Raw genomic sequence first — 24,003 nt, forward strand, 5'->3', positions numbered from 1 at the left:
GTTGCTCCTGATTCCCTGTCAACGCTGATTGACAGCGTGGGCGACGGAGCGCCGTGCCAGACTGAGGGAGAGCCGCGACCACGGCTCCCGGACGAGCGGTGCCGTACCCGGTGTGCGACAAGACGGCGCCAGAGGAGCCCGCGATGTCGTGGTTGGTGCTGGTCGTGTCAGGGGTGCTCGAGGCGGTGTGGGCGGCGGCCCTGGACCGGTCGGAAGGGTTCAGCCGGCTCCGGCCGACGGTGCTCTTCGTCGTCGCCCTGGCCGCGAGCATGGCCGGGCTCGCCTACGCCATGCGCGAGCTACCCCTGGGCACGGCCTACGCGGTGTGGGTCGGCATCGGTGCGGTGCTCACCGTCGTCTACGCGATGGTCACCGGTGCGGAGTCGGTATCGGTGGTGAAGATCCTGCTGCTCGCCGGGATCGTCGGGTGCGTCGTCGGGCTGAAAGTTCTGCACTGACCCTCGCGCTGAGTGAGCAGTCGCGGCAGGCGGCCGCGCCGAGGCCGCATGTGTCGGCGGCCGCAACTGCCCACCCATCCGCGCGGCGGTCTCAGAGGGTGAAGACGATCTTCCCGTTGGTACGGCCCTCGAGCATGCGCTGGAAGCCCTCCCGGGCCTCGGTCAGCGGCAGCTCGACGTCGATCTGCGGCCGGATCCCGGTGACCCGGCACATCTGGATCAGGGCCTCGAGCTCCGGCTTGGTGCCCATGGTGGAGCCGATGACCGACAGCTGGGTGAAGAAGACCCGGTTCAGCTCGGCGCCCGGGTTGAAGCCGGTGGTGGCGCCGGAGGTGACCAGGACGCCGCCGGGCTTGAGCGACTTGATGCTGTGGCTCCAGGTGGCCTCGCCGACGGTCTCCATGACGCCGTCCACCCGCTCGGGCAGCCGGGCGCCGGTCTCGAAAGCCTGCTCCGCGCCGAGCGCGAGCGCCGCCGTCCGCTTCTCCTCGCTCCGGCCGGTGACCCACATCCGGTAGCCGGCGGCACGGCCGAGCACGATCAGCGCCGTCGCGACGCCGCCGCTGGCGCCCTGTACCAGGACGGTCTGGCCCGGCCGCAGGCCGGACTTCACGAAGAGCATCCGGTAGGCGGTCAGCCACGCGGTGGGCAGGCAGGCGGCCTCGGCGAAGGAGAGCTCGGCCGGCTTGGGCAGCAGGTTCCGGCGGGGGACGGCGACCTTCTCCGCCATCGATCCCTGGTGCACCTCCGACAGGAGCGAGCGCTTCGGGTCGAGCGTCTCGTCGCCCATCCAGTGGGGCGTGGAGATGACCCCGTGGACGACGACCTCGTTGCCGTCCTCGTCGATCCCCGCGGCGTCGGTGCCCAGGATCATCGGCATCCGCTCGGCCGGCAGCCCGATGCCCTGAAGACTGAACAGGTCGTGGTGGTTGAGCGAGACCGCCTTCACCTGGATCGTCGTCCAGCCCTCCGGCGCTTCCGGCTCGGGGCGCTCACCCACCTCGAGCACGGAGAGCGGGTCCTTCGGGGCGGGGGCGGAGACGAAGGCAGCCAGCATGCCCCGCACTATGTCATCGCCTCCCTCCGGGCCGCACCATGGCGAGGTGGCCCGGAGGGGCGACGATCAGCTGCTGCAGACGATCCGCTGCTGGCGCAGCTCGCTCTCCGCGGGATCCTCATTGGCCAGCGGGGCAACGGCCACCCCGGGCACGATGAGAACGATCCGGCCGGTGACGTGCGCGCCGCGCACGTCCATGTACTCGGTGCAGCCGTCGCCACGGTCGAAGACGTGCCGCTCCACCGGCCCCGTTCCCCGCCAGCTCAGCGCCACGACCACGTAACCGCTGCGGTCGGGCAGCCCGTCCGGAGAGAAGCAGTCGACCCGGAGCACCCCCGCCGCGAAGGCCGAGCTCAGTGCGTCGAGCCGCGCCCGCACCCGGTCCTCGGTCATGCATTCGTAGATGATTCCCTCGCCGCCCCCGGTCACGACTCCGCCGACGAAGACGTCGGTGACCCCGAAAGCGTTCTCGTCCGGCGGGTCGAACACGTCGAAGCCGCTGTGCAGCGTTCGACCGGTGCGGGGATCGGTGCCGTCGAGCCCGGTGGAGGCGAAGCCGATCCGTGTCTCGGTCTCGGCGGCGGCCGGGCCCGCCGTCATTGCTCCGGTCGTCGCCGCCAGCAGCGCCACGGTGAGCGCGCGCCTGGCCGTCCTCGTCCTCATCCCGTCCTCCTCGGCGTCGGACCGCGGGATCTTCGGGTCCGTCGAGGGCGGCAGCGTGGCAGCGGAATCACCCGTAGGGCGAGGGACTTTCGTCGGAGAGGAGCCCGGTCTCCGGCGTGTCCCGCGGGACACGCGGAAGTCCGCTGACGCGCCCCGGTCCGTTCTTCGCCGCGACGCACCTGAGGGCTCAGCGGATGACGACGACGAACTCGCCGCGCGGCACGAACTCGCCGATCACCGGCGAGCCGGGGATCTCGCCGGCCAGCAGCAGGCCGCCGGAGGTCTGCGCGTCGGCCAGGAGCAGCGCCTCGTCCTCCGGCACCGCCGACAGGTCGGTGTGCGGGCGCACCCAGTCCAGGTTGCGCCGGGTCCCGCCGGACACGAAGCCCTCGGCCAGGGCCTCGCGGGCACCGGTCAGGTACGGCACCGCGGCAGCGTCGACCACGGCGGTGACGCCGCTGGCCCGCGCCATCTTGTAGAGGTGGCCGAGCAGGCCGAAGCCGGTGACGTCGGTGCCCGCGCGGATCCCCGCCTGGACGGCGGCCCGCCCGGCGTCCCGGTTGAGCGCGGTCATGGCGGCGACCGCCTCCTCCGACACCTCGCCGGTCGCCTTCATCCGGCTGTTGAGCACGCCGACCCCGAGCGGCTTGGTCAGGGTCAGCGGCGTGCCGGCCACCGCGCCGGAGTTGGTGATGATCCGGTCGACGTCGACGATGCCCGTCACGGCCATCCCGTACTTCGGCTCCGGGTCGTCGATGGAGTGACCGCCCCCGACGTGGCAGCCGGCCTGCTGCGCGACCTCGAGCCCGCCGCGCAGCACCTCCGCCGCGAGCTCGGCCGGCAGCACGTCCCGCGGCCAGCCGAGCAAGTTGACCGCGACGACCGGGATGCCGCCCATGGCGTAGACGTCCGACAGCGCGTTCGCCGCGGCGATGCGGCCGAACGTGTACGCGTCGTCGACCACGGGGGTGAAGAAGTCGGTGGTGAGCACCAGGCCCTGGCCGCCGGGGATGCGGACGACGGCCGCGTCGTCGCCGTCGTCGAGCCCGATGATCAGTTCGGCCGCCGGGTCGACCGGGCCCTGGGCCGACAGACCGGCGACCACCGCCTCCAGCTCACCCGGCGGGATCTTGCAGGCGCAACCGCCGCCGTGCGCGTACTGGGTGAGCCTGACTCTGGCGGGTGCGGTGGTCACGCCCCCGAATCTAGGCCCGTCCCCCGGGGAGGACGACCAGCCGTGGTGGGACGGGCGCCTCGGGGGCGGGCCGGGCCGGGTCAGGATCGGACCGATGCCTCCGGCCGGCGGGGTGTCGGGGCGAGGGGACACGCTCCCCGGTGCGTGCGCGTCGCGACGGGTGCCCGGCGACACGGGCGACCGCGGCCAGCAGCCCGGCGTGCCGGCGCGGATCGGGCTCGAGCGCGGCCAGCACCTTTTCCAGGGCACCGCGCCCGGCGGCGGTGTAGGCGCCCTCCGGCTGCCCGGCGAGGGCGAGGGCGACCGCCGCGGCCTCCTCGGGCGTGAGGGTGACCGGCGGCAGCGTGGTGGGGGAGCGGGACCCGGTGCGGTTCACGGACCGGAGCCTGGCAGGAGCCACCGACAGTTCCGGGGAGACGGCCGGCCACGTAGGGTGCCCGGCGGAGGCGTCAGGGTGTCTGGTGGCCCCCGCGGCCTCTAAAGCCGACGTGGCCGAGTAGCTCGGTCAGGCGGGTTCGATTCCCGTCCGCCTCCGCCAACACTTCCCGCACATACGCTGCGGGGCGATGACTCAGGACCCGCACGGCACCGACCCGCGCCGCCAGGTGCCGCGCACCGACACGCTGCTCGCCGACCTCCGCCTCGCCGGCGCCGGTGAGCGCCTGGGCCGCGGGCTGGTGAAGGACGCCGTCCAGCGGGTGCAGCAGCGGGTGCGGGCCGGTGAGGTGGCTCCGGACGCAGCGGTCGACGCGGTCCTGGCCGAGCTGCCGGCGACGGCGTCGAGCCTCCGCCCGGTGCTGAACGCGACCGGCGTCATCGTGCACACCAACCTCGGTCGGGCTCCGCTGTCGGCGGCCGCGGTGGAGGCGATCACCGCCGCCGCCGGGACGACCGACGTCGAGCTCGACCTCACCACCGGCCGTCGTGGGCCCCGCGGAGCGGCGGCGATCGCCGCGCTGCTCGAGGCCGTGCCCGCCGCCGAGGCGGCGATCGTGGTGAACAACTGCGCGTCCGCCCTCGCGCTCGTCGCCACGGCCCTCGGTCAGGGCCGGGAGCTGGTGCTGGCCCGCGGCGAGCTGGTGGAGATCGGTGACGGCTTCCGCATCCCGGAGCTGCTGGAGGCCACGGGCGCGCGGCTGCGCGAGGTCGGCACGACCAACCGGGTGACCGTCGACGACTACCGCGGCGCCCTGGGCCCGGAGACCGGCGCGGTGCTCAAGGTCCACCCGTCGAACTTCGTGGTGCGCGGCTTCACCCGGGCGGTCGAGGTGGCCGAGCTGGCCGGCGCACTCGGCGGCGTCCCCCTGGTGGCCGACGTCGGCTCGGGGCTCCTCCGCCCGCACCCCCTGCTACCCGAGGAACCGGACCTGCAGACCACGCTGGCCGCCGGCGCCGACCTGGTGCTGGCGAGCGGGGACAAGCTGCTGGGCGGCCCGCAGGCGGGGCTGGTCCTCGGCCGGGCCGACCTGGTGCAGCGGTTGCGCCGGCACCCGCTGTACCGGGCGCTGCGGGTGGACAAGACGACGCTCGCCGCCCTGGAGGCCACCCTGCGCGGCCCGCTCCCGCCGGTGCAGCAGATGCTCGCCGCCGACGTGGACGGCCTGCGCGCCCGGGCCCGTGCACTGGCCGACCGGCTGTCCGGCGCCGGGGTGGACGCCGTCGCGGTCGACGCGGATTCGCGGGTCGGCGGGGGAGGGGCGCCCGAGCACCCGCTGCCCGGCGCCGCGGTCTCCCTGCCGGCGTCGTTCGCCGAGCCGCTGCGCCGGGGCGCACGACCGGTCGTCGGCTACCTCGAGGACGACCGGACGCTGCTGAACCTGCGCAGCGTCCCGTCCGCCGCCGACGCCGAGCTGGCTGCCGCGGTGCTGGAGGTGGCCCGCCGGTGGACGTGACCCCCGTCGGTATGGACGTCGTCGCGACCGCGGGTCACGTCGACCACGGCAAGTCGGCGCTGGTGCGCGCCCTCACCGGCATGGAGCCCGACCGCTGGGCCGAGGAGCGCCGCCGGGGCCTCACCATCGACCTCGGTTTCGCCTGGACGACGCTGCCCTCGGGCCGGCGGCTGGCCGTCGTGGACGTGCCGGGTCACGAGCGGTTCGTCGGCAACATGCTGGCCGGCGTGGGCTCGGTGCCCGCCGCGCTGGTCGTCGTCGCCGCCGACGACGGCTGGTCGGCGCAGACCGCCGAGCACGTCGCCGTCCTCGACGCACTCGGCGTGCGGCACGCACTGCTGGCCGTCACCAAGTCCGACCTCGCCGACCCCGCCCCGGTGCTCGACGACGTGCGCGAGCGGCTGGCCGCGACGTCGATGGGCGAGGTGCCGGGGGTGGCGGTGAGCGCGGTGACCGGCGCGGGGCTGCCGGAGGTCGCCGCAGCCCTGGAGGCGCTGCTCTCCGGGTTGCCCGCGCCGGACCACGAGGCGCCGGTCCGGCTGTGGATCGACCGTGCCTTCACGATCAAGGGAGCCGGGACGGTGGTCACCGGCACCCTCGCCGCCGGGACGGTGGCGCCCGGGGACCGGTTCCTGCTGGGCGGCCGGGAGGTGACCGTGCGGGGCGTGCAGTCGCTCGGCGAGCCGGTCGAGCGGGCCGCGGCCACCGCGCGCGTGGCGCTGAACCTCCGCGGGGTCGCGGTGGAGGACCTCTCGCGCGGCGACGCCCTGCTCACCCCCGGGGCGTTCCGGCTCACCGACGTCGTGGACGTGACCCTCGCTGCAGAGCCCGACGAGCGGCTGCCCACCGAGCCGGTGGTGCACGTGGGGTCCGCGACGGTCGGTGCCCGGCTCCGGCCGCTGGAGGGCGCGGCCGTGCGGCTGCGGCTGAACGCGCCGCTCCCGCTGAGGGTGGGCGATCGGTTGCTGCTGCGCGATCCGGGTTCCCGGCGGGTGCTGGGTGCCGACGTGCGCGACGTCGATCCGCCCGGGCTGCGCCGCCGGGGCGCGGCCCGTCAGCGCGCCGCGGAACTCGCGGCCCAGCCCGGGGGAACCGCGGGGGCGGCCGCCGACCTGGCCCGCCGGCGGATCGTGCGCGCCGCGGACTTCGCGGCCATGGGCTGGCCGGTGCCCGTGGGCGCCACCCCCGCCGGGCCGTGGCTGCTCGCCGCCGGGCTGGCCGACGAGCTGGCGGCCCGGGTGCCCGACGTCGTCAGCCGCTACCGGAGGCTGCGCCCGCTGGAGCCGGGACCACCGGCGGAGGTGGTGCGCCGGGCGCTCGACCTGCCCGACGCCGATCTGGTGCCCGCCCTCGTCCGGGCACCGCTGGTGCTGCGCGAGGGCCGGGTCGTCGACGGCGCCGCGGACCTCCCGCCGGCGGTGCAGCGGGCGGTCGACGACGTGCGCGCCCGCCTCGCGGCCGACCCGTTCGCGGCGCCCGAGGCCCCCGACCTGGCGGCCGCCGGGCTCGGCGTCCGGGAACTGGCCGCGGCCGTCCGCAGCGGTCAGCTGGTGCGCGTCGGGGAGCAGGTCTACCTGGCGCCGGGGGTCGCCGACGTGGCGCGGGCCCGGCTGGCCTCGGTCGCGCAGCCCTTCACCCTCAGCCAGGCCCGGCAGGCGTGGGGAACCAGCCGCCGGGTCGCCGTCCCGCTCATGGAGTGGCTCGACGCCCGGGGCGTCACCGTCCGGTTGCCCGACAACACCCGCCGGCTGCGGTAGGCGCCCGATCCCGTCTCCGCGTGTCGAGGGGACGGCGTCCTCGGTCCCGTGGCTGCCCTGCTCAGAAGCGGGGACATCCGCCAGCTCGGGCAGATGATCGCCACCTACGTCTTGTGAGGGAGGTCGGTCTCTGCCCACCCTGGTTGGGCAGAGACCGACTGTGCCGGGAACTGTTCCCGGTCAGTCCGCAGCCGGCACCCAGCGGGCCGGGCGCTTCTCCCGGAACGCCGCGATGCCTTCCTGGCCCTCCTCGCCGGCGAAGAACCGTGCAGACAGCCCGAGCAGGTCCTCGAACGCCAGCTCCGGCTGCCGGCTCCGCAGCAGCCGCTTGGTCGCGGCCAGGGCCTCCGGCGCACCGGCGGCCAGCGCGGTGAGCTGACCGGCCAGGACGGCGTCCAGCTCGTCGTCGGGGGCGACCAGGTCGACCAGCCCACCGGCGGCCGCGGTGGCCGCGTCGAAGACCTCGCCGGTGAGCATCAGCCGGTGCGCCACGGAGGTGGTCATCCGCGGCAGGACGACGGCGGAGATGACCGCGGGCACCAGGCCCAGCCGCACCTCGGAGAACGCGAAGGTCGCCGACGAGGCGGCCACGACGACGTCGCAGGCGGCCAGCAGCCCGACGCCGCCCGCGCGGGCCGGCCCCCGGACGACCGCGACGACGGGCTTGGGGGAGGACCAGACCAGCGACAGCAGCTCGGGGAACTCGCGCACGCCCTGGTCCTCCGACGATCCGCCGGCCGCCTCCGCGAGGTCCATCCCCGAGCAGAAGACGCGGCCGGTGTGGTCGAGCACGACCACGCGGACCGCGTCGTCGGCCAGGGCGTCGGTCAGCGCGGTGCGCAGCTCGGCGCGCATCGCCCGGGACAGCGCGTTGCGGTTGGCGGGGGAGTCCAGGGTCAGCGTGGCGACGCCGCGCGAGACGGACACCTGCAGCACTCGGTCGGAGGTCACGTCCGGCATCCTGCCGGTCCACGGGCCCCGCGCGGCACACTGGGAGCAGATGAACACCGTCCTGCCGCTGCTGAACGACGCCGGACCGCCCCCCGGCTCACCCGGCCCCGACCGGCTCCCCGACAGCGCCCGCGAGGGGCTGGCCACCACGCCGTTCGGCCTCTACGTGCACGTCCCGTTCTGCGCGACCCGCTGCGGCTACTGCGACTTCAACACCTACACCTCCGACGAACTGGGTCCGGGCGCCAACCGGAGCGAGTACGCCGGCACCGCGATCGCCGAGCTCCAGCGCGCGGCCCGCACCCTGGGGCCGGACCTGCCGACCGTCTCCACGGTCTTCGTCGGCGGCGGCACGCCCACGCTGCTGCCGGCCGACGACCTCGCCGCCGTCCTCTCCGCCGCCCGCGGGCTCTTCCCGTTCGCCGGCGACGTCGAGGTCACCACCGAGGCCAACCCGGAGACCGTCTCGCCCGAGTCGCTGGCCCGGCTCCGCGAGGGCGGCTTCACCCGGGTGAGCCTGGGCATGCAGTCCGCCGCACCGCACGTGCTCGCCACGCTCGACCGGCGGCACACCCCCGGGCGGGCCGTCGAGGCGGCGCACGAGGCCCGGGCAGCCGGTTTCGAGCACGTCAACCTCGACCTCATCTACGGCACCCCGGGGGAGAGCGAGGCCGACTGGGCCGCCTCCCTCGACGCCGTCCTGGACTCGCCCGTCGACCACGTCAGCGCCTATGCGCTGATCGTCGAGGAGGGCACCAAGCTGGCCCGGCGGGTCCGCCGCGGCGAGCTGCCCATGCCGGACGACGACGTCCTCGCCGACCGCTACGAGCAGGCCGACGCGACCCTGCGCGGCGCCGGGTTCCGGTGGTACGAGGTCTCCAACTGGGCGACCTCGGACGCCGCCCGGTGCCGGCACAACGAGCTGTACTGGGCCAACGCCAACTGGTGGGGCGTCGGCCCGGGCGCGCACAGCCACGTCGGTGGCCTGCGGTGGTGGAACGTCAAGCACCCGGCCGCCTACGCCGACCGGCTGGCCCGCGGGGAGAGCCCGGCACAGGACGCCGAACTGCTCGACGAGGCCGACCGCGCCCTGGAGGCGGTGATGCTCGGCCTCCGGCTGCGCGACGGACTGCCCTTGACGGCCCTCACCGACACCGGCCGGGCCCGCGCCGCGGCCGCCGTGACCCAGGGGCTGCTCTCCCCGGAGGCGTACGGTCGGGGTCTGGCCGTTCTCACCGACCGTGGCCGGCTGCTCGCCGACGCGGTCGTCCGGGATCTGACCGACTGACCGACTCACCCGAAAGAGCGGGATTGCACGGTCGGTTGTGGGCTATGGTCCCGGTTCCGGCAACGACGCCGGGCTGACGGGGAGGTGATCGGCGATGGACGCGTACACGTTCGCGCACCGGCCGGTGCTCCCGCCGCCCGGTGACCGATCCGGTGCCGCGGTACCCCCGCTGACGGGCGGGATGCTGCTCGCCCTGGCGATGAACCGGCGAGCGCGTGGCCTGCGAGGACTCGACGTCCTCCGCCGCAGCCAGGATCGGGCCCCGCCGCAGTTCTCCTGACTCCCTCCCGGAGTCGCAACCGCCCGTCCTGACGCGCCACCACACGGTGACCGCGTCTTCCCGCGTTGCCCGAAGGAGCTCCGATGACCACCACCCTCGACGCCCACACCTCGCCCGCCGGCTCGCACGACCGCTTCCGCACCCTGCTGCAGACCCAGCGGGCCGACACCATCCAGCAGCGCGATGAGGCGCTGGCCGAGTGCGCCACCTCGGTGCCCGACCCGGTCGCCCAGCGCCGCAGCGCCGACCTGCACCGCCAGATCGAGGAGATCGACGCCGCGCTCGCGCGGATCGAGGCCGGCACCTACGGCCGGTGCGCCGGCTGCCAGGCCGAGATCCCCGAGGAGCGGCTGGAGCTGCGCCCGTTCGCGTCCACCTGCGTGGCCTGCACCGCAGCCGCCTGACCCACCGGTCGCCGGTCGCCTCTGACGATGTCAGGGGCGCCCGGCGACGTCCGGCACTACTGGCCGCCGCGGCGAGGCAGCAGGCTCGGGGCCATGCCACCCGGACCCGCCCTCGACATCCGCGGGCTGACCGTCCGCTACGGCGCCGCGGTCGCCGTCGAGGACCTGCACCTGACCATCCCGCGCGGGCTACGGTCCCCGCCGTGGACCCGCGGACCCGATGGCAGCGCCTGGGCTGGGCCGTGCCCTGGCTGCTGTTCCAGATCTTCCCGATCGCCGACCTGGTGACCACGCCCCGGCCGTTGTGGGTGCAGCTGGTGGCCGCGGCGGCCCTGGTCGCCTTCACCGTCGCGTACCTGGGTGTCTTCGGCCGCGTCTTCGGGCGCGGCGGGGACTGGCCGCGCCTGCAGCTGGTCGTCGTCGCGGTCCTGGGGGTGGCGCTGGCGGTCTGGCTGGGGCCCGCGTGGGCCGGGCTGATGATCTACCTGTCGGCGGCGGCGTCCTCGGGTCTGCCGGAGCGGTGGGTGTGGCCGGCGGTGGTCGGTGCGGCCGGCGTCTGCACCGCGGTGCTCGCCGCGCACGGCGTCCTCGGCGAGGTGTTCATCCTGCCGGTGATCTGCGTGCTCACCGCGTTCGCCCTGCGGAGCACCCGGCACCTGATCTCGGTGAACGCCGAGCTGGTGGAGGCGCGCGACGAGCTGGCCCGCAACGCCGTCGCGGAGGAGCGGCTGCGGTTCGCCCGCGACCTGCACGACCTGCTCGGCCACAGCCTGTCGCTCATCGCGCTCAAAAGCGAGCTGGCCGGGCGGCTGGCCGAGCGCGACCCGGCCCGCGCCCGGCAGGAGATGGCCGATGTCGAGTCCACCGCGCGCCGGGCGCTGGCCGAGGTGCGCGACGCGGTCAGCGGCTACCGCCAGGTGAGCCTGGCGCAGGCCCTGGCCGAGGCGCGCTCGGCGCTGTCCGCCGCCGGCATCTCGCTCAAGGCCCCGGCGCCGGGCCGGTCGCTGCCGGGCCCGGTCGACGCCGTCCTGGGCTGGGTGGTCCGCGAGGCCACCACCAACGTCCTGCGGCACAGCGACGCCCGGACGGTCGCGGTCACGCTCCGGACCGGGGACGACGGCGTCGAGCTCAGCGTGGTCGACGACGGCCGCGGCGGGGACGCCCCCGCCGGGGCCGGGCTGTGCGGCCTGGCCGAACGGGTCGCCACGCTCGGCGGGCGGCTGGTGCACGGCCCGGCGGACGGCCGCGGGTTCCGGCTCACGGCCGCCATCCCGCTGAGCACGCCGGTGGCGGCCGGGCAGGTGACCACACCGTGATCCGGGTGCTCATCGCCGAGGACCAGACCATGGTCCGCGGGGCGCTGCGCGCGCTGCTCGAGCTCGAGGACGACATCGAGGTGGTGGCCGAGGTGGGCCGCGGTGACGCGGTGGCCGCCGCCGCGGCCGAGCACCGCCCCGACATCGCCCTGCTGGACATCGAGATGCCGGGCGCCGACGGGCTGGCCGCCGCCCGCGAGCTGGCGACGGTGCTGCCGACCTGCCGGTCGGTCATCCTCACCACCTTCGGCCGGCCGGGCTTCCTCCGCCGGGCCATGGAGGTGGGCGCCGCCGGCTTCCTGGTGAAGGACGCGCCGGTGGCGGAGCTGGCCCGTGGCATCCGGGCGGTCATGGCGGGGGAGCGGGTCATCGACCGGGACCTGGCCGCCGCCGCCCTGGCGATCGGGGCGACGCCGCTGTCGGCGCGGGAGGCCGACGTGCTGCGGGCAGCCGCCGACGGGGCGACTGTCGCGGACATCGCCGGACGGTTGTTCCTGTCCGAGGGGACGGTGCGCAACTACCTGTCGTCCGCGATCGGCAAGACCGGCGCGCGCACCCGGGTGGAGGCGGCGCGGGTGGCCGCGGACAAGGGCTGGCTGTAGGAGGACCCGACGTCCGGCCGTCAGCCGTCGCGCCGGGCGGGCACGGCCGGCTGCGCGGGGATCGCGGCGGTGTCCGGCCCGCGCTGCGACTGCACCGGGGTGAGCGCGTCCAGGTCGAGCACGCGCACGTGGATCACGGTGCGCTGCTGGAGGGCCGCCCGCAGCGCGCGGTGGAGGCCGTCCTCGAGGTACAGCTCCCCGTGCCACTGCACGGCGTGCGGGAAGAGGTCGCCGTAGAACGTGGAGTCGTCGGCCAGCAGCGCGTCGAGGGCCAGTTCGCGCTTGGTCGTCGTCAGGGTGTCCAGCCGGACCTGACGAGGCGGGATCATCGCCCAGTCGCGGGTGGACAGCCCGTGGTCGGGATAGGGGCGCCCGTTGCGCACGCCTTTGAAGATCAGGGGACCGACCTCCGCTCTCAGCCCCGCCCCGGGGCGCCGACGCCGTCCACCCTAGACGCCGCGCGGCGGCCCCGTCGGCGTTCCCCGGCAGGGGTGAGGGCACCTCGCCAGCCGCGCGACGGCTCCCGCGCTCGGACGTATGCTGGCCTGGCACTCCGTCCGTGCGAGTGCCAGGTCCGGGGGTGTCCCGGACGGCCGCCAGGCCCCGGGGACATCGCTTCGGCGTCCGGCGCCGCACGGCGCGTCGACCGGTACGGGGAGGTGTCACCGTGGCGCACGACGAACGCCGCCTGGAGGTCCTCCGGGCCATCGTCCAGGACTTCGTCTCGACCAACGACCCGGTCGGCAGCAAGGCCCTCGCCGAGCGCCACGACCTGGGCGTCTCCCCAGCGACCATCCGCAACGACATGGCGGTGCTGGAGGAGCAGGGCTACATCGCCCAGCCGCACACCAGCGCCGGCCGGGTGCCCACCGACAAGGGCTACCGGCTGTTCGTCGACCGGCTCTCCGCGGTCAAGCCGCTGTCGGCCGCCGAGCGGCGGGCGATCGAGCGGTTCCTCGACGGCGCGGTGGACCTGCACGACGTCCTCGGCCGCAGCGTCCGGCTGCTGGCGCAGCTGACCCGCCAGGTCGCCGTGGTCCAGTACCCGACGCTCTCCCGCAGCGCCGTCCGGCACCTCGAGGTCGTCCAGGTCGCGTCCGGCCGGCTCCTGGTGGTGCTCATCACCGACACCGGCCGGGTGGAGCAGCGGGTCGTCGAGTGCCCGGCCGACGTCGAACCCGGCGCCGTCCCGGAGCTGCGCACGCTGCTGAACTCCGCGTTCGCCGGGGTGAGGCTGGGTGAGGCCGGCGACAAGGTCCCCGGCCTGCTGGAGACGGCGCCGCCGCACCTGCGCGGCCTGGTCGCCGCGGTGAGCGCCACCCTTCTGGAGACCCTCGTCGAGCCCAGCGAGGACCGGCTGGTCGTCGGGGGGACGGCGAACCTCACCCGCGGCAGCGCCATGGACTTCCCCGGCACGATGCGGCCGCTGCTGGAAGCGCTCGAGGAGCAGGTCGTCGTCCTGCGCCTGATGAGCGAGGTCGACGCGAGCACCGTGCTGGTGCGGATCGGCGAGGAGAACGACCACGAGGCGTTGACGGGTGCCTCGCTGGTCACCGTCGGGTACGGCTCGGCGGACCGGCCGCTCGGCGGTCTCGGCGTCGTGGGGCCGACCCGCATGGACTACCCAGGGAACATGGCCGCGGTCCGTGCCGTGGCCCGCTACGTCGGCCATCTGCTGGCCGAGAGCTGAGGACGAAGACTTCGATGGCAACCGACTACTACGGCGTGCTGGGCCTGGCCCAGGGGGCGACCGACTCCGACATCAAGCGCGCCTACCGGCGGCTGGCGCGGGACCTGCACCCCGACGTCAACCCCGACCCCGCGGCGAAGGACCGCTTCCAGGAGGTCAGCCGCGCCTACGAGGCCCTGACCGATCCGGAGAAGCGCCGGATCGTCGACCTCGGCGGTGACCCGTTCGACTCCGGCGCGGGCGCCGGGGCCGGTTTCGGCGGCGCCGGCTTCGGTGGGCTGGGCGACATCATGGACGCCTTCTTCGGCGGCGCGGCGACGCGTGGTCCGCGCAGCCGCACCCGCGCCGGCCGCGACGCGCTGATCCCGGTGGAGCTGGAGCTGGACGAGACGGTCTTCGGCGTCACCAAGGAGATCACCGTCGACACCGCCGTCCTCTGCGAGACCTGCGCCGGGGCCGGTACCGCGCCCGGCACGCACGTCGCCACCTGCGGCACCTGCTCGGGCCGCGGCGAGGTGCAGAGCGTGCAGCGCGGCTTCCTCGGCCAGGTCGTCTCCAGCCGCACCTGCCCCACCTGCGTGGGCACCGGGCAGGTCATCCCCGAGCCGTGCCCCACGTGCGCCGGCGACGGCCGCGTCCGCTCCCGCCGCACCATCTCGGTGAAGGTGCCGGCGGGTGTCGAGAACGGCATGCGGATCCGGCTGACCGGCCAGGGCGAGGTCGGTCCCGGTGGCGGCCCGGCCGGCGATCTGTACGTGGAGATCCACGAGCGGCCGCACGACGTCTTCACCCGCGACGGCGAGGACCTGCACTGCCGCGTCACCCTGCCGATGACCTCGGCCGCCCTGGGCACGACGCTCAACCTCAAGACGCTCGACGGCGAGGAGGAGCTGGACATCCGGCCCGGCACCCAGTCGGGCAGCGTGCTCACCCTCCGGGCGCACGGCGCCCCCCGGCTGCGCGCCACCGGGCGGGGCAACCTGCTCGTGCACGTCGAGGTGCAGACGCCGACGAAGCTCGATGCGGAGCAGGAGAAGCTGCTGCGCGAGCTGGCCGCCCTCCGGGGGGAGGACCAGCCCGAGTCCAACCGCGAGGCGCAGGGCGGCCTGTTCTCCCGCGTCCGCGACGTCTTCAACGGCCGCTGACCGGTGAGCGACACCCCGCAGCTCGACGGCGCACCGCTCTTCCTCGTCGACGACCTGCCCGACGCACCCGAGGTCCTGGTCGACGGGGCGGAGGGGCGGCACGCGACCGACGTGCTCCGCCTGGGGCCGGGGGAGCGGGTGCACGTCGGCGACGGTCACGGGACCGTGGCCGAGGGCGAGGTGGCGGCGGCCGGACCCGAGGGGCTGCGGGTCGCGGTGCGGACCCGGTTCGAGGTCCCGCCGCCGGCCGTCGAGTTCGTCCTCGTCCAGGCGCTGCCCAAGGGGGACCACGGCCCGCTCGCCGTCGACCTCGCCACCGAGCTGGGCGTCGACCGGATCATCCCCTGGCAGGCCTCCCGGTGCGTGACCCGGTGGCGCGACGACCGGGTGGCCAAGGGGGTCGCCAAGTGGCGGTCGGCAGCCCGCTCGGCGGCCAAGCAGTCGCGCCGCCCGCGGCTGCCCGAGGTCATCGAGCCGATGACCACCCGCGAGGTCTGCGGGTTGCTGGCCGACGCCGACCTCGCCGTCGTCCTGCACGAGGCCGCCCGTCGTCCCCTCGCCGAGCTGGCGCTGCCCGGCGCCGGGACGGTGGTGATCGTCGTGGGCCCCGAGGGCGGTCTCGCCGACGGCGAGGTGGTCGCCTTCCGCGCCGCCGGCGCCGAGCCGGTGCGGCTGGGCCCCGAGGTGCTGCGGACCTCCACCGCCGGCGCCGCCGCCCTCGCCGCTCTCTCCGCCAGGACGCGCTGGGCCTGATCGGCGCGCACCGGTGATCAGGTCACCTGATCGTTCCGGGTCCTGGCTCACCGTCGACGCTGAGCCAGGACCCGGAATGGTGAGCTAGGACGCGGCTCGGCCGGATCGCGCCGTCGGTCAGCGCAGCGCCGCACGGGCGCGGTCGCTGACCAGGTCCACCAGGAACGTGAGCAGGACGATCGCGGTCAGCACGGTCGCGACGGCGGGCCAGTCGAACGACGACGTCTCGGCCGACAGCAGCACGCCGATCCCGCCGGCGCCGAGCAGGCCCACCAGCACGGTGTCGCGGATCGCCACCTCCCACCGGTAGAGCGCCAGCGCGAGCACGGGTCCGGCCACGGCCGGCGCGGTGCCGTAGAGCCAACTCCCGGCCGGTGATGCGCCCGACGCCCGCAGCGCCTCCCCGGAGCGCCGGTCGGCCTCCTCGACCACCTCACCGACCAGCCGGCCCAGCACACCGAGGGTGTAGACGCCGATCGCCAGAGCGCCGGGCAGGACGCCGGGGAGCAGCACGAACAGCAGGACCAGCGCCCACACCGGCGGCGGCACCGCCCGCAGGAGCAGCAACCCGAGGCGGGTCAGCACCCCGAGGGCCCGGCGCGCCGGGCCGGCGGGAACGCGGGGCCGGGCCGCGAAGCCGGCCAGCGCGACGGCCCCCGCGGTGGCGAACACGATGCCCAGCACCGACATCTGGACGGTGACCAGGGCGGTGCTTCCGACCGTGCCGAGCAGATCCCCGTCGGTGGTCGGCGGCCACGCGGCCGAGACGACGTACTCCAGCTGCTGCGCGGTGCGGGCGGAGAACAGCGCGGCGGGCGAGAGCGCCAGGTACCAGGCCGCCCCGACCGCCAGCGCGAGCACCGCGACCACCGCCCCGGTGAGCAGCCGGTCGCGCCGGAACGCCGCTCCACCCGGAGGCGGGGCCGTGACCCGGCGGCGGACGGCGCGGCCGGCGACGTCGGCGGCCAGGCACAGGGCGGCCAGCGCGTAGACCGTCGTCCACACCTGCGCCCAGCGCAGCGAGCTGAACGACAGGGCCAGCTGGTAGCCGAGCCCGCCGGCGCCGATCAGGCCGAGGACGACGGCCGAGCGGACCGCGCACTCCAGCCGGTAGAAGGAGTACGACAGCAGCCCGCCGGCGGCGGCGGGGAGCAGCCCGTAGAGCACCGCGGTCCCGCGCCCGGCCCCGGCCGCGAGCAGCGCGTCGTGCCCGCCCCGGGGCACCTCGTCGAGCAGGTCGGCGAAGACCTTGGCGGTGATGGCGCCGTAGGGGACGGCGATGGCGAGCACGCCCACCCACGGGTCCAGGCCCAGCACGTTGAGCAGCAGCAGCCCCCAGACCGCCTCGTGCAGACCCCGCGGCAGCGCCAGCGCGGCGCGGGTCGCGAGCCAGCCGGCTCGGCGGCGTCCCCAGCCGGCACGGGCGACCAGCGGCGCCCCGAGGGCACCGAGCAGCACCGACAGGGTGGCACCGAGCACCGCGTAGGCGAGGGTGACCAGGGTCGCCTCGGCGACGACGGCGAGGAAGCCGGCGTCGAGTTCCGGCCGCAGCGCCGCGGCGAGGAAGCGGCCGAACTCACCGCTGCCGGCCGGGTTGACCACCGGCCCCGAGAACAGGCCGCTGCCGGCCAGCGACCACGCCACCAGGGCGAGGCCGGCCAGGGACCATCCCCAGCGCCGCCGGTTCCGGCGCAGCTGCGGTTCGGGCGGTGCCGCCCGGGTGAGGACGGCGGTCACCGGGTGACCCCGTAGAACTCCTCCAGCGCCGGAACGGTGAGCGTGCGGGCGGGGGCGTCGAGGACCACCCGGCCGTCGGCCAGCCCGACCACCCGGTCGCAGTGCCGCAGGGCCAGCGCGGGGTCGTGCAGGCAGGCCAGCAGCACGCCGCCGCGGGCGGTGGCCAGCTCGCCGAGCAGGCCGAGCGCGAGGTCGGCCAGGGCCGGGTCGAGCGCGGACGCCGGTTCGTCGGCGAGCACCAGTTCCGGCCGCTGCAGCAGCAGCCGGGCCAGCGCGATCCGTTGCCGCTGGCCGCCGGAGAGCCGGTCGGTCCGCTCGTACATCCGGTCGCCCAGGCCCACCCGGTCCAGCACGTCGTGCACCTCGGCGGTGCCCTGCGGCCGCACCAGCGACCACGCCGCCCGCGCCACGGACCACGAGCCGAGCCGACCGGCGTTGACGTTGTGCACCACGCGCAGGGCGCCGGGGAGCTCCAGGCCCTGGTGGATCGTGCCGGTGCGGGCCCGGAGGCGGCGCAGGTCCCGGCCGCGCAGGGCGGCCGGGTCGGCACCGAGCACGCGCACCTCGCCGACGTCCGGCCGCACCGACCCGTTGAGGACGCCCAGGAGCGTGGACTTCCCGGCGCCGGAGGCCCCGACGACGGCGAGCCGCTCACCCGCGGCCACCTCGAGGTCCACGCCGGAGAGGGCGGGGGTGCCGCCGAAGCGCACCTCGATCCCGGTGAGCCGCGCGAGCGCGCTCAGTTGACCAGCCCCAGGTCGCGGCCGATCCGCTCGATCTGCTCGTAGTTCGCCGCCTCGGTGGGGACGAACGACCCCGCACCGAAGAGGTCGAGCACCTCGGCGTCGGCCGGGTCGTCGGCCGAGAGGCCGGTGAACCAGCCGGTCAGCCGCTGCGGCAGGTCGTCGCCGAACCGCTCGACCGCGTCGGGGCCGAGCAGCCAGTGGTAGTCGGAGTACGCGGGGCTCCGCGCGTACCGGACGACCGACGGGGGGATCTCCCCGGCGGCCTTCCGCGCCTCGAAGACCTGCTCGTTGAGCACCCCGGCCTGGTAGCTGCCCGATGCCACCAGGGCGAGGGTCGCGTCGTGCGATCCGGAGAAGCCCGGGCCGCCCGGGAATCCGGCGGGATCCACCCCGTGCTCGGCCAGGAACCAGGCGGGCATCAGCCGGCCGGAGGTGGAGGTCTCGCTGCCGTAGGTGAAACGCAGGTCGGCCAGCGGCGCCAGGTCGTCGGACGGCGCCAGCCCGGTCGCCTCGTTCACCACGAAGACGGAGTGGAAGTCCGCGTCGATGTCGCGCTGGGCGATCGGCACCGACCCGGGGGTCTGCAGGCGGGCCTGGACGCCGGTGAGGCCGCCGAACCAGACGAGATCGAGGTCGCCGGTGCGGAAGAGCGACACGGCGGCGGCGTAGTCGGTGACCGGCACGTACTCGACGTCGACGCCGAGAGCGTCGGACAGCGAGTCGGCGACCGTGCCGTGGAGCCGCTGCAGGACCTCGGGGTCCTGGTCGGGGATGGCGCCGATGCGCAGGGGGTCCGGCTCGTCGGCTGCCGGGGAGGAGCTGCCGCAGCCGGCGAGGACGGCGGCGAGCAGGAGGGCGATCACCGTGCGGGCACGGTGGGCGAGCGGGAGAAGAACGTATCCGGGACCGGAGCCACCCGACCGGGCGGCGGCTGCGCTGCGCACTACGTGCGCGCTGGAGGGACGGGGCGGGGCACGGGGCACCTCCGGGGAGCGGGAGAGGGAGCGCCCCATCCTGCACCGGCGTGACGGGATCGGTGCAGCGCGCCGTCGACGCGCGACCGGGCGCCGGCGTCGGTCACGTTCTGGGCACGCTCGCCACGCCGCCGTCCGCGCGCCGGACCGGGGTGCTTACTGTGGCGCCGTAACCGGCCGGCCGACCGCGGTCGGCCCACGACGACTGGACGGTGCGGGCCCTTCCCGTGGCCTCCAGGACGCACGCCGTTCCCCGTCGGGGCCGGCGTGGTCGTCGTGTTCGACAAGGGAGAGACATGCGCACCAAGCTCTACACCGTGGCCGCGGCGAGCGCCGCGGCGCTCGTCCTCGCCTCCTGCTCCTCCGGTGAGTCCGGCGGCGGGGACTCCGCCGCCTCCGGCGGCCTGACCGGCGAGGGCAGCGGCGACTCGTGCACCATCGAGGGCGAGGTGCCCATCGGCGCCGTGCTGAGCCTCACCGGCGCGGCGGCCAGCTACGGCGAGTCGCAGCAGCGCGGCCTGGAGCTGGCGGCCGCGGAGCTGGCCGAGCAGGACGGCGTCACCTACGACCTGACGATCGAGGACGACCAGACCGACCCGCGTCAGGCCATCACGCTGTTCGACGAGTTCGTCAACGACGGCGCGAGCCTGATCATCGGGCCCACGCTGTCCAACGCCGCCGTGCAGGCCGACCCGATCGCCCAGGAGGCCGGCGTCCCGGTGCTCGGCATCTCGAACACGGCCGCGGGCGTCACCGAGATCGGGGACTACATCTTCCGCGACTCGCTGACCGAGCAGGCGGTCATCCCGCAGACCATCGAGGCCGCCACCGAGCAGTTCGGGCTCGAGAACGTGGTGGTCATGTACAGCAACGACGACGCGTTCACCGAGTCCGGCTACGAGGCGTTCGCCGCCGCGCTGGAGGAGCAGGGCGTCGAGATCAGCGAGACGATCACCTTCTCCAAGTCCGACACCGACTTCCGGGCGCTGCTGACGCAGGCCCAGGAGAGCGACCCCGACGCGCTGGTCGTCTCGGCGCTGATCGAGGCCGCCGTGCCGCTGGTCACCCAGGCCCGCGAGCTGGGCATCGACGTGCCGATCATCGGTGGCAACGGGTTCAACAACCCGCGGCTGATGGCCGACGCCGGCGAGGCGGCCGAGGGCGTCGTCGTCGGCGCCGCCTGGAACTCCTCCTCCGACAACCCGGAGAACCAGGCGTTCCTCGAGGCCTACGAGGCCGAGTACGGCGCCCAGCCCGACCAGTTCGCCGCGCAGGCGTACACCGGGCTGAAGCTGGTCGACCAGGCCGTGCGCGCCAACTGCTCCGCGGAGCGGGACAGCATCCAGGAGGCGTTCGGCCAGATCGAGGACGTCCCCACCGTGCTCGGTCAGTTCTCGATCGACGAGAACCGCGACGCCGACCACCCCGCCGTCGTGCAGGTGGTCGAGAACGGCTCGTTCGCCGTCCTGGAGTGATCCGGCACGTGGCCCCGGCCGGCTGACCGGCCGGGGCTGCTCGCGACCCTGCCGGGGGTCCGGTCCTCGGACCGGGCCCCCGGCGGTCTGTCGGCTACCGTGCCCCGCACCCACGACGAGACAGGGACCGCTGTGCAGCAGCTCCTCAACGGCATCTTCATCGGCTCGATCTACGCGTTGTTCGCCATCGGCTTCACGCTGGTCTTCGGCATCCTGGACCGGCTGAACCTGGCGCACCCCGCGGTCTTCGCCGCCTCCGCCTTCGTCGGCATCGAGCTGGTCGAGCGCGGCGGCCTGTCCCTCTGGGCGGCGTTACCGCTCGTGTTCGTCGTCGGCGCGGTCCTCGGCCTGCTGATCGAGCGGCTGGCCTTCCGGCCGCTGAAGGGCCGGGCCGACGCGCACTTCGCCGGACTGATCTCCTCCATCGCGCTCGCCGGCATGCTCATCGCGCTGCTGCAGTGGCGCTACGGCCCCGACACCCGCCGCTTCCCGCCGGGCTCGTTCCCCGACACCCGGTTCCAGGTATTCGGCGCGCAGGTGACCCTCGTGCAGGTGGTCATCCTGGCGGTGTCCCTCGCGCTGATGGTGGGCCTCACCTACATGGTCACGCGCACCCGGCTGGGCCGGGGGATGCGCGCGGTCGCCGAGAACCCGACGGCGGCGCGCGTGCTCGGCGTGAACGTCGACCGGGTCACCGCGGTGACCTTCGCGATCTCCTCGGCCCTCGGTGCGGTGGCCGGCGTGCTGTTCGCCATCAACGTGAACACGGCGCAGCTGGGCATGGGCGCGGCCATCGAGCTCAAGGGCCTGGCGGTCATCATCGTCGGCGGCATGGGGTCGCTGCCCGGCGCGCTCATCGGCGGGTTGCTGCTGGGCCTGGCCGAGGTGTTCGCCGTCCAGTACATCGGCTCGTCCTGGGTGGACGTCATCGCCTTCGGCCTGCTGTTCGTCATCCTCCTGCTGCGCCCGCAGGGGCTGCTCGGCGCGCGGAAGGTCCGGGAGGTCTGATGCTCGACCAGTACGCCACCACGCTGACCTTCATCGCCCTCGGCGCGATCTTCGCCTACTCGTTCTACGCGGTCCTGATCGCCGGGCAGCTGAGCCTCGGGCAGGCCGGCTTCGCCTCCCTCGCGGCGTTCTCCGGGGCCTACCTGGCCCCCGACCGGGCCGACGTCGGAGACATCCCCGCGCTGCTGATCGCCGTGGCGATCGGCATGTCCGTGGGCGCGCTCGCCGCCGTGGTGCTCGGCCTGCCCACCATGCACCTGCGCGGCGTCTTCCTGGCCATCGCCACCCTCGGTTTCGCCGAGGCGGTGCGCGTGGTGCTGCTCAACCAGGAGTGGACCGGCGGCGCGCAGGGGCTCGGGGTGTCCCGCATCCTGACCGTCGGCATGGCGTGGTCCGCGCTGGCGCTGGTGGCGTACTGGTTCTGGCGGATGGGGCGCTCCCGGTACGGCCGGGCGCTGGAGGCCATCCGGGAGGACGAGCTCGCCGCCCGCGCCATGGGCATCGACGTCGGCCGGCACCGGCTCGCCGCGTTCGTCACCGCCGGTGCGGTCGCCGGGCTGTACGGCGTCCTCTACGCCTACTACGTCCGGCTCATCGCCCCCGACGACTTCGACTTCGTCGCGGCCGTCGAGGGGCTGGTCACCGCGGTGGTCGGCGGCTCCACGATGTTCCTCGGGCCCCTGCTGGGCAGCGGGTTCCAGACGATCGTCCCCGAGGTCCAGCGGGCGGTCGGGGTGGAGGCGGGCTGGATCCGCCCCTTCCTCGCCAGCCTGCTGCTGCTGGTGGTCATCCTCTTCCTGCCCGGCGGGCTGGCCAGCCTCCTCCCGCGCCGCACCCGGATGCCGTCGGACGCCGGCGACGCCGCCGACGACCGCACCGGGCGCAGCCACCCGGCGGCCGGCGACACCGTGGTCGCCCTGGCAGGCCTGGGCAAGGAGTACGGCGGGGTGCACGCCGTCCGCGGTGTGGACATGGAGATCCGGGCCGGTGAGGTCGTCGGCCTGATCGGCCCCAACGGCGCCGGCAAGACCACGCTGGTCAACATGATCAGCGGCCTGGTCCCGCCGAGCTCGGGCACCGCGACGGTGCTCGGGACGACGATCGGCCGCACGCCGGTGCACCGGATCGCCGCGGCCGGGGTCAGCCGCACCTTCCAGCACTCGAAGCTGTTCAACCGGCTGTCGGCGCTGGAGAACGTCCTGGTCGGCGCCCACCTGGTCAGCCGGCCCACCTTCCTGCGGCGGCTGCTCTGGCTGCCCTCGGCACGCCGCGACGAGCGGGCGGCGCTGCGGCAGGCGGCCCGCTGCCTGGAACGGGTGGGCCTGGCGGACCTCGCGGCCAGCCGGGCCGAGGCGCTGTCCTACGGCGACCAGCGCCGGCTGGAGATCGCCCGCGCGCTGGCGTCGGACCCGTCGCTGCTCATCCTCGACGAGCCGGCCGCCGGGATGAACCACGTCGAGGCGGCGCGGCTGTCGGAGCTGATCACCTCCCTGGCGCGGGACGGGCTCACGATCCTGTTCATCGAGCACAACGTCGGCATGGTCCTGCAGACCTGCACCCGGGTCGTCGTCCTGAACTTCGGCGAGGTCATCGCCAGCGGCACGCCGGACGAGATCGCCGCCGACCCGGCGGTCATCGAGGCCTACCTCGGCTCGGCCGAGGACGACGCGGACGGCGGCTCCCTCGCTGCCGGCACCGCCGCGGACCCCACCGCGGCGAGCCCGGACGGGGTCCCGCCGCCCGCCGCCGTCAACGTGGACCCGGCCGCGGCCGGCACGTTGGAGACGCCGGACACCACCCGGAGGAACGCCCCATGAGCGACCCCATCCTCACCGTGGACGACCTGCGGGTGAGCTACGGACGGGTCGAGGCCGTGCGCGGCGTGTCCTTCCGTGCCGAGCAGGGCTCGCTCGTGGCGCTCGTCGGCGCCAACGGGGCCGGCAAGTCCTCGGTCATCAACGCCGTCTCGGGGATGCTGCGCCCGGCGGGTGGGCGGATCACCTTCCAGGGCCAGGACATCACCCGGACCCCCGCCCACAAGCTGGTGAGCCGGGGCCTGGTGCAGGTGCCCGAGGGACGGCAGATCCTGGCCACGCTCACCATCGAGGAGAACCTCCAGATGGGGACCTGGCACACCGGGAACGGCGCCGCCCGCGCGATCGACGCCATGTACGACCGGTTCCCGGTGCTGGCCGAGCGGCGGGCCCTGCCCGCCGGGGCGCTCTCCGGTGGTGAGCAGCAGATGCTGGCCATCGCCCGCGCGCTCGTGGCCGCGCCCACGGTGATGCTCATGGACGAGCCGTCCATGGGGCTGGCGCCCAAGATCGTCGACGAGGTCTTCCGCGTCATCGAGGAGATCCGCGCCTCGGGCACCACGGTCGTCCTGGTGGAGCAGAACGCGCGGCGGGCGCTGCGCGCGGCCGACCACGGGTACGTGCTGCAGAGCGGGGAGGTCGTGCACTCCGGCCCGGCCGACCAGCTGCTCGCCGACGAGCGGATCGTGCAGGCCTACCTCGGGGTCGAGAGCAGCAGCTGACGGCCGGGGACGGCTGCGCCGAGATGCGCCCGAAGCGGCTCTCGGAGCGGTGGGAGACCGGCTCCGGGCGCATCTC

Annotated in this window: 23 protein-coding genes, 1 tRNA gene, 1 pseudogene and 1 riboswitch; of the genes and pseudogenes, 16 read left to right on the plus strand and 9 right to left on the minus strand. The window is 75.0% G+C overall.

Annotated features, from left to right (window positions below; translation table 11 throughout):
- Window positions 1–66: 66 nt before the first annotated feature.
- A riboswitch (guanidine-III (ykkC-III) riboswitch) is annotated at window positions 67–132 on the plus strand.
- An 11-nt stretch (window positions 133–143) separates the two neighbouring features.
- The gene (locus BLASA_RS07145; RefSeq protein ID WP_014375400.1) at window positions 144–458 is read left to right on the plus strand and encodes a DMT family transporter; all 315 of its coding nucleotides are present in this window, start codon (window positions 144–146) and stop codon (window positions 456–458) included.
- Between the two features lie 91 nt (window positions 459–549).
- Here BLASA_RS07145 and BLASA_RS07150 read toward each other — a convergent pair whose 3' ends face one another.
- From BLASA_RS07150 to BLASA_RS07165, 4 genes are all read right to left on the minus strand, one after another.
- Window positions 550–1,515, minus strand: a complete 966-nt coding sequence (locus BLASA_RS07150) for a zinc-binding dehydrogenase (RefSeq protein WP_014375401.1) — start codon at window positions 1,513–1,515, stop codon at window positions 550–552.
- Between the two features lie 66 nt (window positions 1,516–1,581).
- Window positions 1,582–2,178 (minus strand): hypothetical protein, encoded by a 597-nt coding sequence (locus BLASA_RS07155; protein WP_014375402.1) that lies wholly within the window; start codon window positions 2,176–2,178, stop codon window positions 1,582–1,584.
- A 187-nt stretch (window positions 2,179–2,365) separates the two neighbouring features.
- Window positions 2,366–3,373, minus strand: a complete 1,008-nt coding sequence (gene selD, locus BLASA_RS07160) for a selenide, water dikinase SelD (RefSeq protein WP_041775659.1) — start codon at window positions 3,371–3,373, stop codon at window positions 2,366–2,368.
- Window positions 3,374–3,383: 10 nt separating this feature from the next.
- The gene (locus BLASA_RS07165) at window positions 3,384–3,749 is read right to left on the minus strand and encodes a hypothetical protein (protein ID WP_014375404.1); all 366 of its coding nucleotides are present in this window, start codon (window positions 3,747–3,749) and stop codon (window positions 3,384–3,386) included.
- Window positions 3,750–3,815: 66 nt separating this feature from the next.
- Between BLASA_RS07165 and BLASA_RS24910 the strand changes: the two genes are divergently transcribed.
- The 3 genes from BLASA_RS24910 to selB all read left to right on the plus strand — a co-directional run bounded on the left by BLASA_RS24910 (window position 3,816) and on the right by selB (window position 7,022).
- Window positions 3,816–3,911 (plus strand) — tRNA-OTHER (locus BLASA_RS24910).
- A 28-nt stretch (window positions 3,912–3,939) separates the two neighbouring features.
- Window positions 3,940–5,265, plus strand: coding sequence for an L-seryl-tRNA(Sec) selenium transferase (selA, locus tag BLASA_RS07170; RefSeq protein ID WP_014375405.1), 1,326 nt, complete (start codon window positions 3,940–3,942; stop codon window positions 5,263–5,265).
- On the plus strand, window positions 5,256–7,022 hold the full coding sequence (selB, locus tag BLASA_RS07175; RefSeq protein ID WP_231839569.1) for a selenocysteine-specific translation elongation factor: 1,767 nt from the start codon (window positions 5,256–5,258) through the stop codon (window positions 7,020–7,022). Before selA ends, selB begins: the two co-directional genes overlap by 10 nt.
- 180 nt (window positions 7,023–7,202) lie before the next feature.
- Here selB and BLASA_RS07180 read toward each other — a convergent pair whose 3' ends face one another.
- Complete coding sequence (locus BLASA_RS07180) at window positions 7,203–7,973, minus strand: enoyl-CoA hydratase-related protein (RefSeq protein ID WP_014375407.1); 771 nt, start codon at window positions 7,971–7,973, stop codon at window positions 7,203–7,205.
- Window positions 7,974–8,022: 49 nt separating this feature from the next.
- Here BLASA_RS07180 and hemW point away from each other — a divergent pair, with 49 nt between their 5' ends.
- The 5 genes from hemW to BLASA_RS07205 all read left to right on the plus strand — a co-directional run bounded on the left by hemW (window position 8,023) and on the right by BLASA_RS07205 (window position 11,863).
- Window positions 8,023–9,261, plus strand: a complete 1,239-nt coding sequence (gene hemW / locus BLASA_RS07185; protein WP_014375408.1) for a radical SAM family heme chaperone HemW — start codon at window positions 8,023–8,025, stop codon at window positions 9,259–9,261.
- Between the two features lie 94 nt (window positions 9,262–9,355).
- Window positions 9,356–9,541 (plus strand): hypothetical protein, encoded by a 186-nt coding sequence (locus BLASA_RS07190; protein WP_014375409.1) that lies wholly within the window; start codon window positions 9,356–9,358, stop codon window positions 9,539–9,541.
- 83 nt (window positions 9,542–9,624) lie between these two features.
- The gene (locus BLASA_RS07195; RefSeq protein WP_014375410.1) at window positions 9,625–9,945 is read left to right on the plus strand and encodes a TraR/DksA family transcriptional regulator; all 321 of its coding nucleotides are present in this window, start codon (window positions 9,625–9,627) and stop codon (window positions 9,943–9,945) included.
- A 203-nt stretch (window positions 9,946–10,148) separates the two neighbouring features.
- Window positions 10,149–11,261, plus strand: coding sequence for a sensor histidine kinase (locus BLASA_RS07200; RefSeq protein WP_014375412.1), 1,113 nt, complete (start codon window positions 10,149–10,151; stop codon window positions 11,259–11,261).
- The gene (locus BLASA_RS07205) at window positions 11,258–11,863 is read left to right on the plus strand and encodes a response regulator transcription factor (protein WP_014375413.1); all 606 of its coding nucleotides are present in this window, start codon (window positions 11,258–11,260) and stop codon (window positions 11,861–11,863) included. Before BLASA_RS07200 ends, BLASA_RS07205 begins: the two co-directional genes overlap by 4 nt.
- A 107-nt stretch (window positions 11,864–11,970) precedes the next feature.
- Here the strand turns inward: BLASA_RS07205 and BLASA_RS07210 are convergent.
- A pseudogene (locus BLASA_RS07210) lies at window positions 11,971–12,261 on the minus strand (type II toxin-antitoxin system VapB family antitoxin); the annotation flags it as partial.
- Window positions 12,262–12,530: 269 nt separating this feature from the next.
- Here BLASA_RS07210 and hrcA point away from each other — a divergent pair.
- From hrcA to BLASA_RS07225, 3 genes are read left to right on the plus strand one after another with little or no spacing between them, the layout of a single operon-like run.
- The gene (gene hrcA, locus BLASA_RS07215; RefSeq protein ID WP_014375415.1) at window positions 12,531–13,553 is read left to right on the plus strand and encodes a heat-inducible transcriptional repressor HrcA; all 1,023 of its coding nucleotides are present in this window, start codon (window positions 12,531–12,533) and stop codon (window positions 13,551–13,553) included.
- Window positions 13,554–13,567: 14 nt separating this feature from the next.
- Window positions 13,568–14,698, plus strand: a complete 1,131-nt coding sequence (gene dnaJ / locus BLASA_RS07220) for a molecular chaperone DnaJ (protein WP_014375416.1) — start codon at window positions 13,568–13,570, stop codon at window positions 14,696–14,698.
- 3 nt (window positions 14,699–14,701) lie between these two features.
- Window positions 14,702–15,451, plus strand: coding sequence for a 16S rRNA (uracil(1498)-N(3))-methyltransferase (locus tag BLASA_RS07225; RefSeq protein ID WP_014375417.1), 750 nt, complete (start codon window positions 14,702–14,704; stop codon window positions 15,449–15,451).
- Between the two features lie 117 nt (window positions 15,452–15,568).
- On the opposite strand, the gene BLASA_RS07230 is transcribed toward BLASA_RS07225, so the two are convergent.
- The 3 genes from BLASA_RS07230 to BLASA_RS07240 are packed head-to-tail and all read right to left on the minus strand — an operon-like array spanning window position 15,569 to window position 18,797.
- Entirely contained in the window at window positions 15,569–17,188 is a 1,620-nt protein-coding gene (locus BLASA_RS07230; RefSeq protein WP_014375418.1) for a PhnE/PtxC family ABC transporter permease, read from the minus strand.
- On the minus strand, window positions 17,185–17,898 hold the full coding sequence (locus tag BLASA_RS07235; RefSeq protein WP_014375419.1) for a phosphonate ABC transporter ATP-binding protein: 714 nt from the start codon (window positions 17,896–17,898) through the stop codon (window positions 17,185–17,187). The genes BLASA_RS07230 and BLASA_RS07235 overlap by 4 nt, the downstream gene beginning before the upstream one ends.
- A gap of 29 nt (window positions 17,899–17,927) precedes the next feature.
- The gene (locus BLASA_RS07240) at window positions 17,928–18,797 is read right to left on the minus strand and encodes a putative selenate ABC transporter substrate-binding protein (RefSeq protein ID WP_014375420.1); all 870 of its coding nucleotides are present in this window, start codon (window positions 18,795–18,797) and stop codon (window positions 17,928–17,930) included.
- Between the two features lie 407 nt (window positions 18,798–19,204).
- Between BLASA_RS07240 and BLASA_RS07245 the strand changes: the two genes are divergently transcribed.
- The 4 genes from BLASA_RS07245 to BLASA_RS07260 all read left to right on the plus strand — a co-directional run bounded on the left by BLASA_RS07245 (window position 19,205) and on the right by BLASA_RS07260 (window position 23,927).
- Window positions 19,205–20,383, plus strand: coding sequence for an ABC transporter substrate-binding protein (locus BLASA_RS07245; RefSeq protein WP_014375421.1), 1,179 nt, complete (start codon window positions 19,205–19,207; stop codon window positions 20,381–20,383).
- A 132-nt stretch (window positions 20,384–20,515) separates the two neighbouring features.
- Window positions 20,516–21,391 carry a branched-chain amino acid ABC transporter permease gene (locus tag BLASA_RS07250; RefSeq protein ID WP_014375422.1) on the plus strand — a complete coding sequence of 292 codons (876 nt, stop codon included), beginning with the start codon at window positions 20,516–20,518 and terminating at the stop codon, window positions 21,389–21,391.
- Complete coding sequence (locus BLASA_RS07255; RefSeq protein ID WP_014375423.1) at window positions 21,391–23,208, plus strand: ATP-binding cassette domain-containing protein; 1,818 nt, start codon at window positions 21,391–21,393, stop codon at window positions 23,206–23,208. Before BLASA_RS07250 ends, BLASA_RS07255 begins: the two co-directional genes overlap by 1 nt.
- Window positions 23,205–23,927, plus strand: coding sequence for an ABC transporter ATP-binding protein (locus BLASA_RS07260; RefSeq protein ID WP_014375424.1), 723 nt, complete (start codon window positions 23,205–23,207; stop codon window positions 23,925–23,927). Before BLASA_RS07255 ends, BLASA_RS07260 begins: the two co-directional genes overlap by 4 nt.
- The last annotated feature ends 76 nt before the right edge of the window (window positions 23,928–24,003 follow it).

Source organism: Blastococcus saxobsidens DD2 (genome assembly GCF_000284015.1).
In the GTDB taxonomy this organism is placed as follows: domain Bacteria; phylum Actinomycetota; class Actinomycetes; order Mycobacteriales; family Geodermatophilaceae; genus Blastococcus; species Blastococcus saxobsidens_A.

What these genes read in the sequence shown, in the direction of transcription:
- BLASA_RS07145 (WP_014375400.1), top strand. Translation starts at nt 144, where the DNA reads ATGTCGTGGTTGGTGCTGGTCGTGTCAGGGGTGCTCGAGGCGGTGTGG.
- BLASA_RS07150 (WP_014375401.1), bottom strand. Translation starts at nt 1,515, where the DNA reads ATGCTGGCTGCCTTCGTCTCCGCCCCCGCCCCGAAGGACCCGCTCTCC.
- BLASA_RS07155 (WP_014375402.1), bottom strand. Translation starts at nt 2,178, where the DNA reads ATGAGGACGAGGACGGCCAGGCGCGCGCTCACCGTGGCGCTGCTGGCG.
- selA (WP_014375405.1), top strand. Translation starts at nt 3,940, where the DNA reads ATGACTCAGGACCCGCACGGCACCGACCCGCGCCGCCAGGTGCCGCGC.
- hemW (WP_014375408.1), top strand. Translation starts at nt 8,023, where the DNA reads ATGAACACCGTCCTGCCGCTGCTGAACGACGCCGGACCGCCCCCCGGC.
- BLASA_RS07190 (WP_014375409.1), top strand. Translation starts at nt 9,356, where the DNA reads ATGGACGCGTACACGTTCGCGCACCGGCCGGTGCTCCCGCCGCCCGGT.
- BLASA_RS07195 (WP_014375410.1), top strand. Translation starts at nt 9,625, where the DNA reads ATGACCACCACCCTCGACGCCCACACCTCGCCCGCCGGCTCGCACGAC.
- dnaJ (WP_014375416.1), top strand. Translation starts at nt 13,568, where the DNA reads ATGGCAACCGACTACTACGGCGTGCTGGGCCTGGCCCAGGGGGCGACC.
- BLASA_RS07245 (WP_014375421.1), top strand. Translation starts at nt 19,205, where the DNA reads ATGCGCACCAAGCTCTACACCGTGGCCGCGGCGAGCGCCGCGGCGCTC.
- BLASA_RS07255 (WP_014375423.1), top strand. Translation starts at nt 21,391, where the DNA reads ATGCTCGACCAGTACGCCACCACGCTGACCTTCATCGCCCTCGGCGCG.
- BLASA_RS07260 (WP_014375424.1), top strand. Translation starts at nt 23,205, where the DNA reads ATGAGCGACCCCATCCTCACCGTGGACGACCTGCGGGTGAGCTACGGA.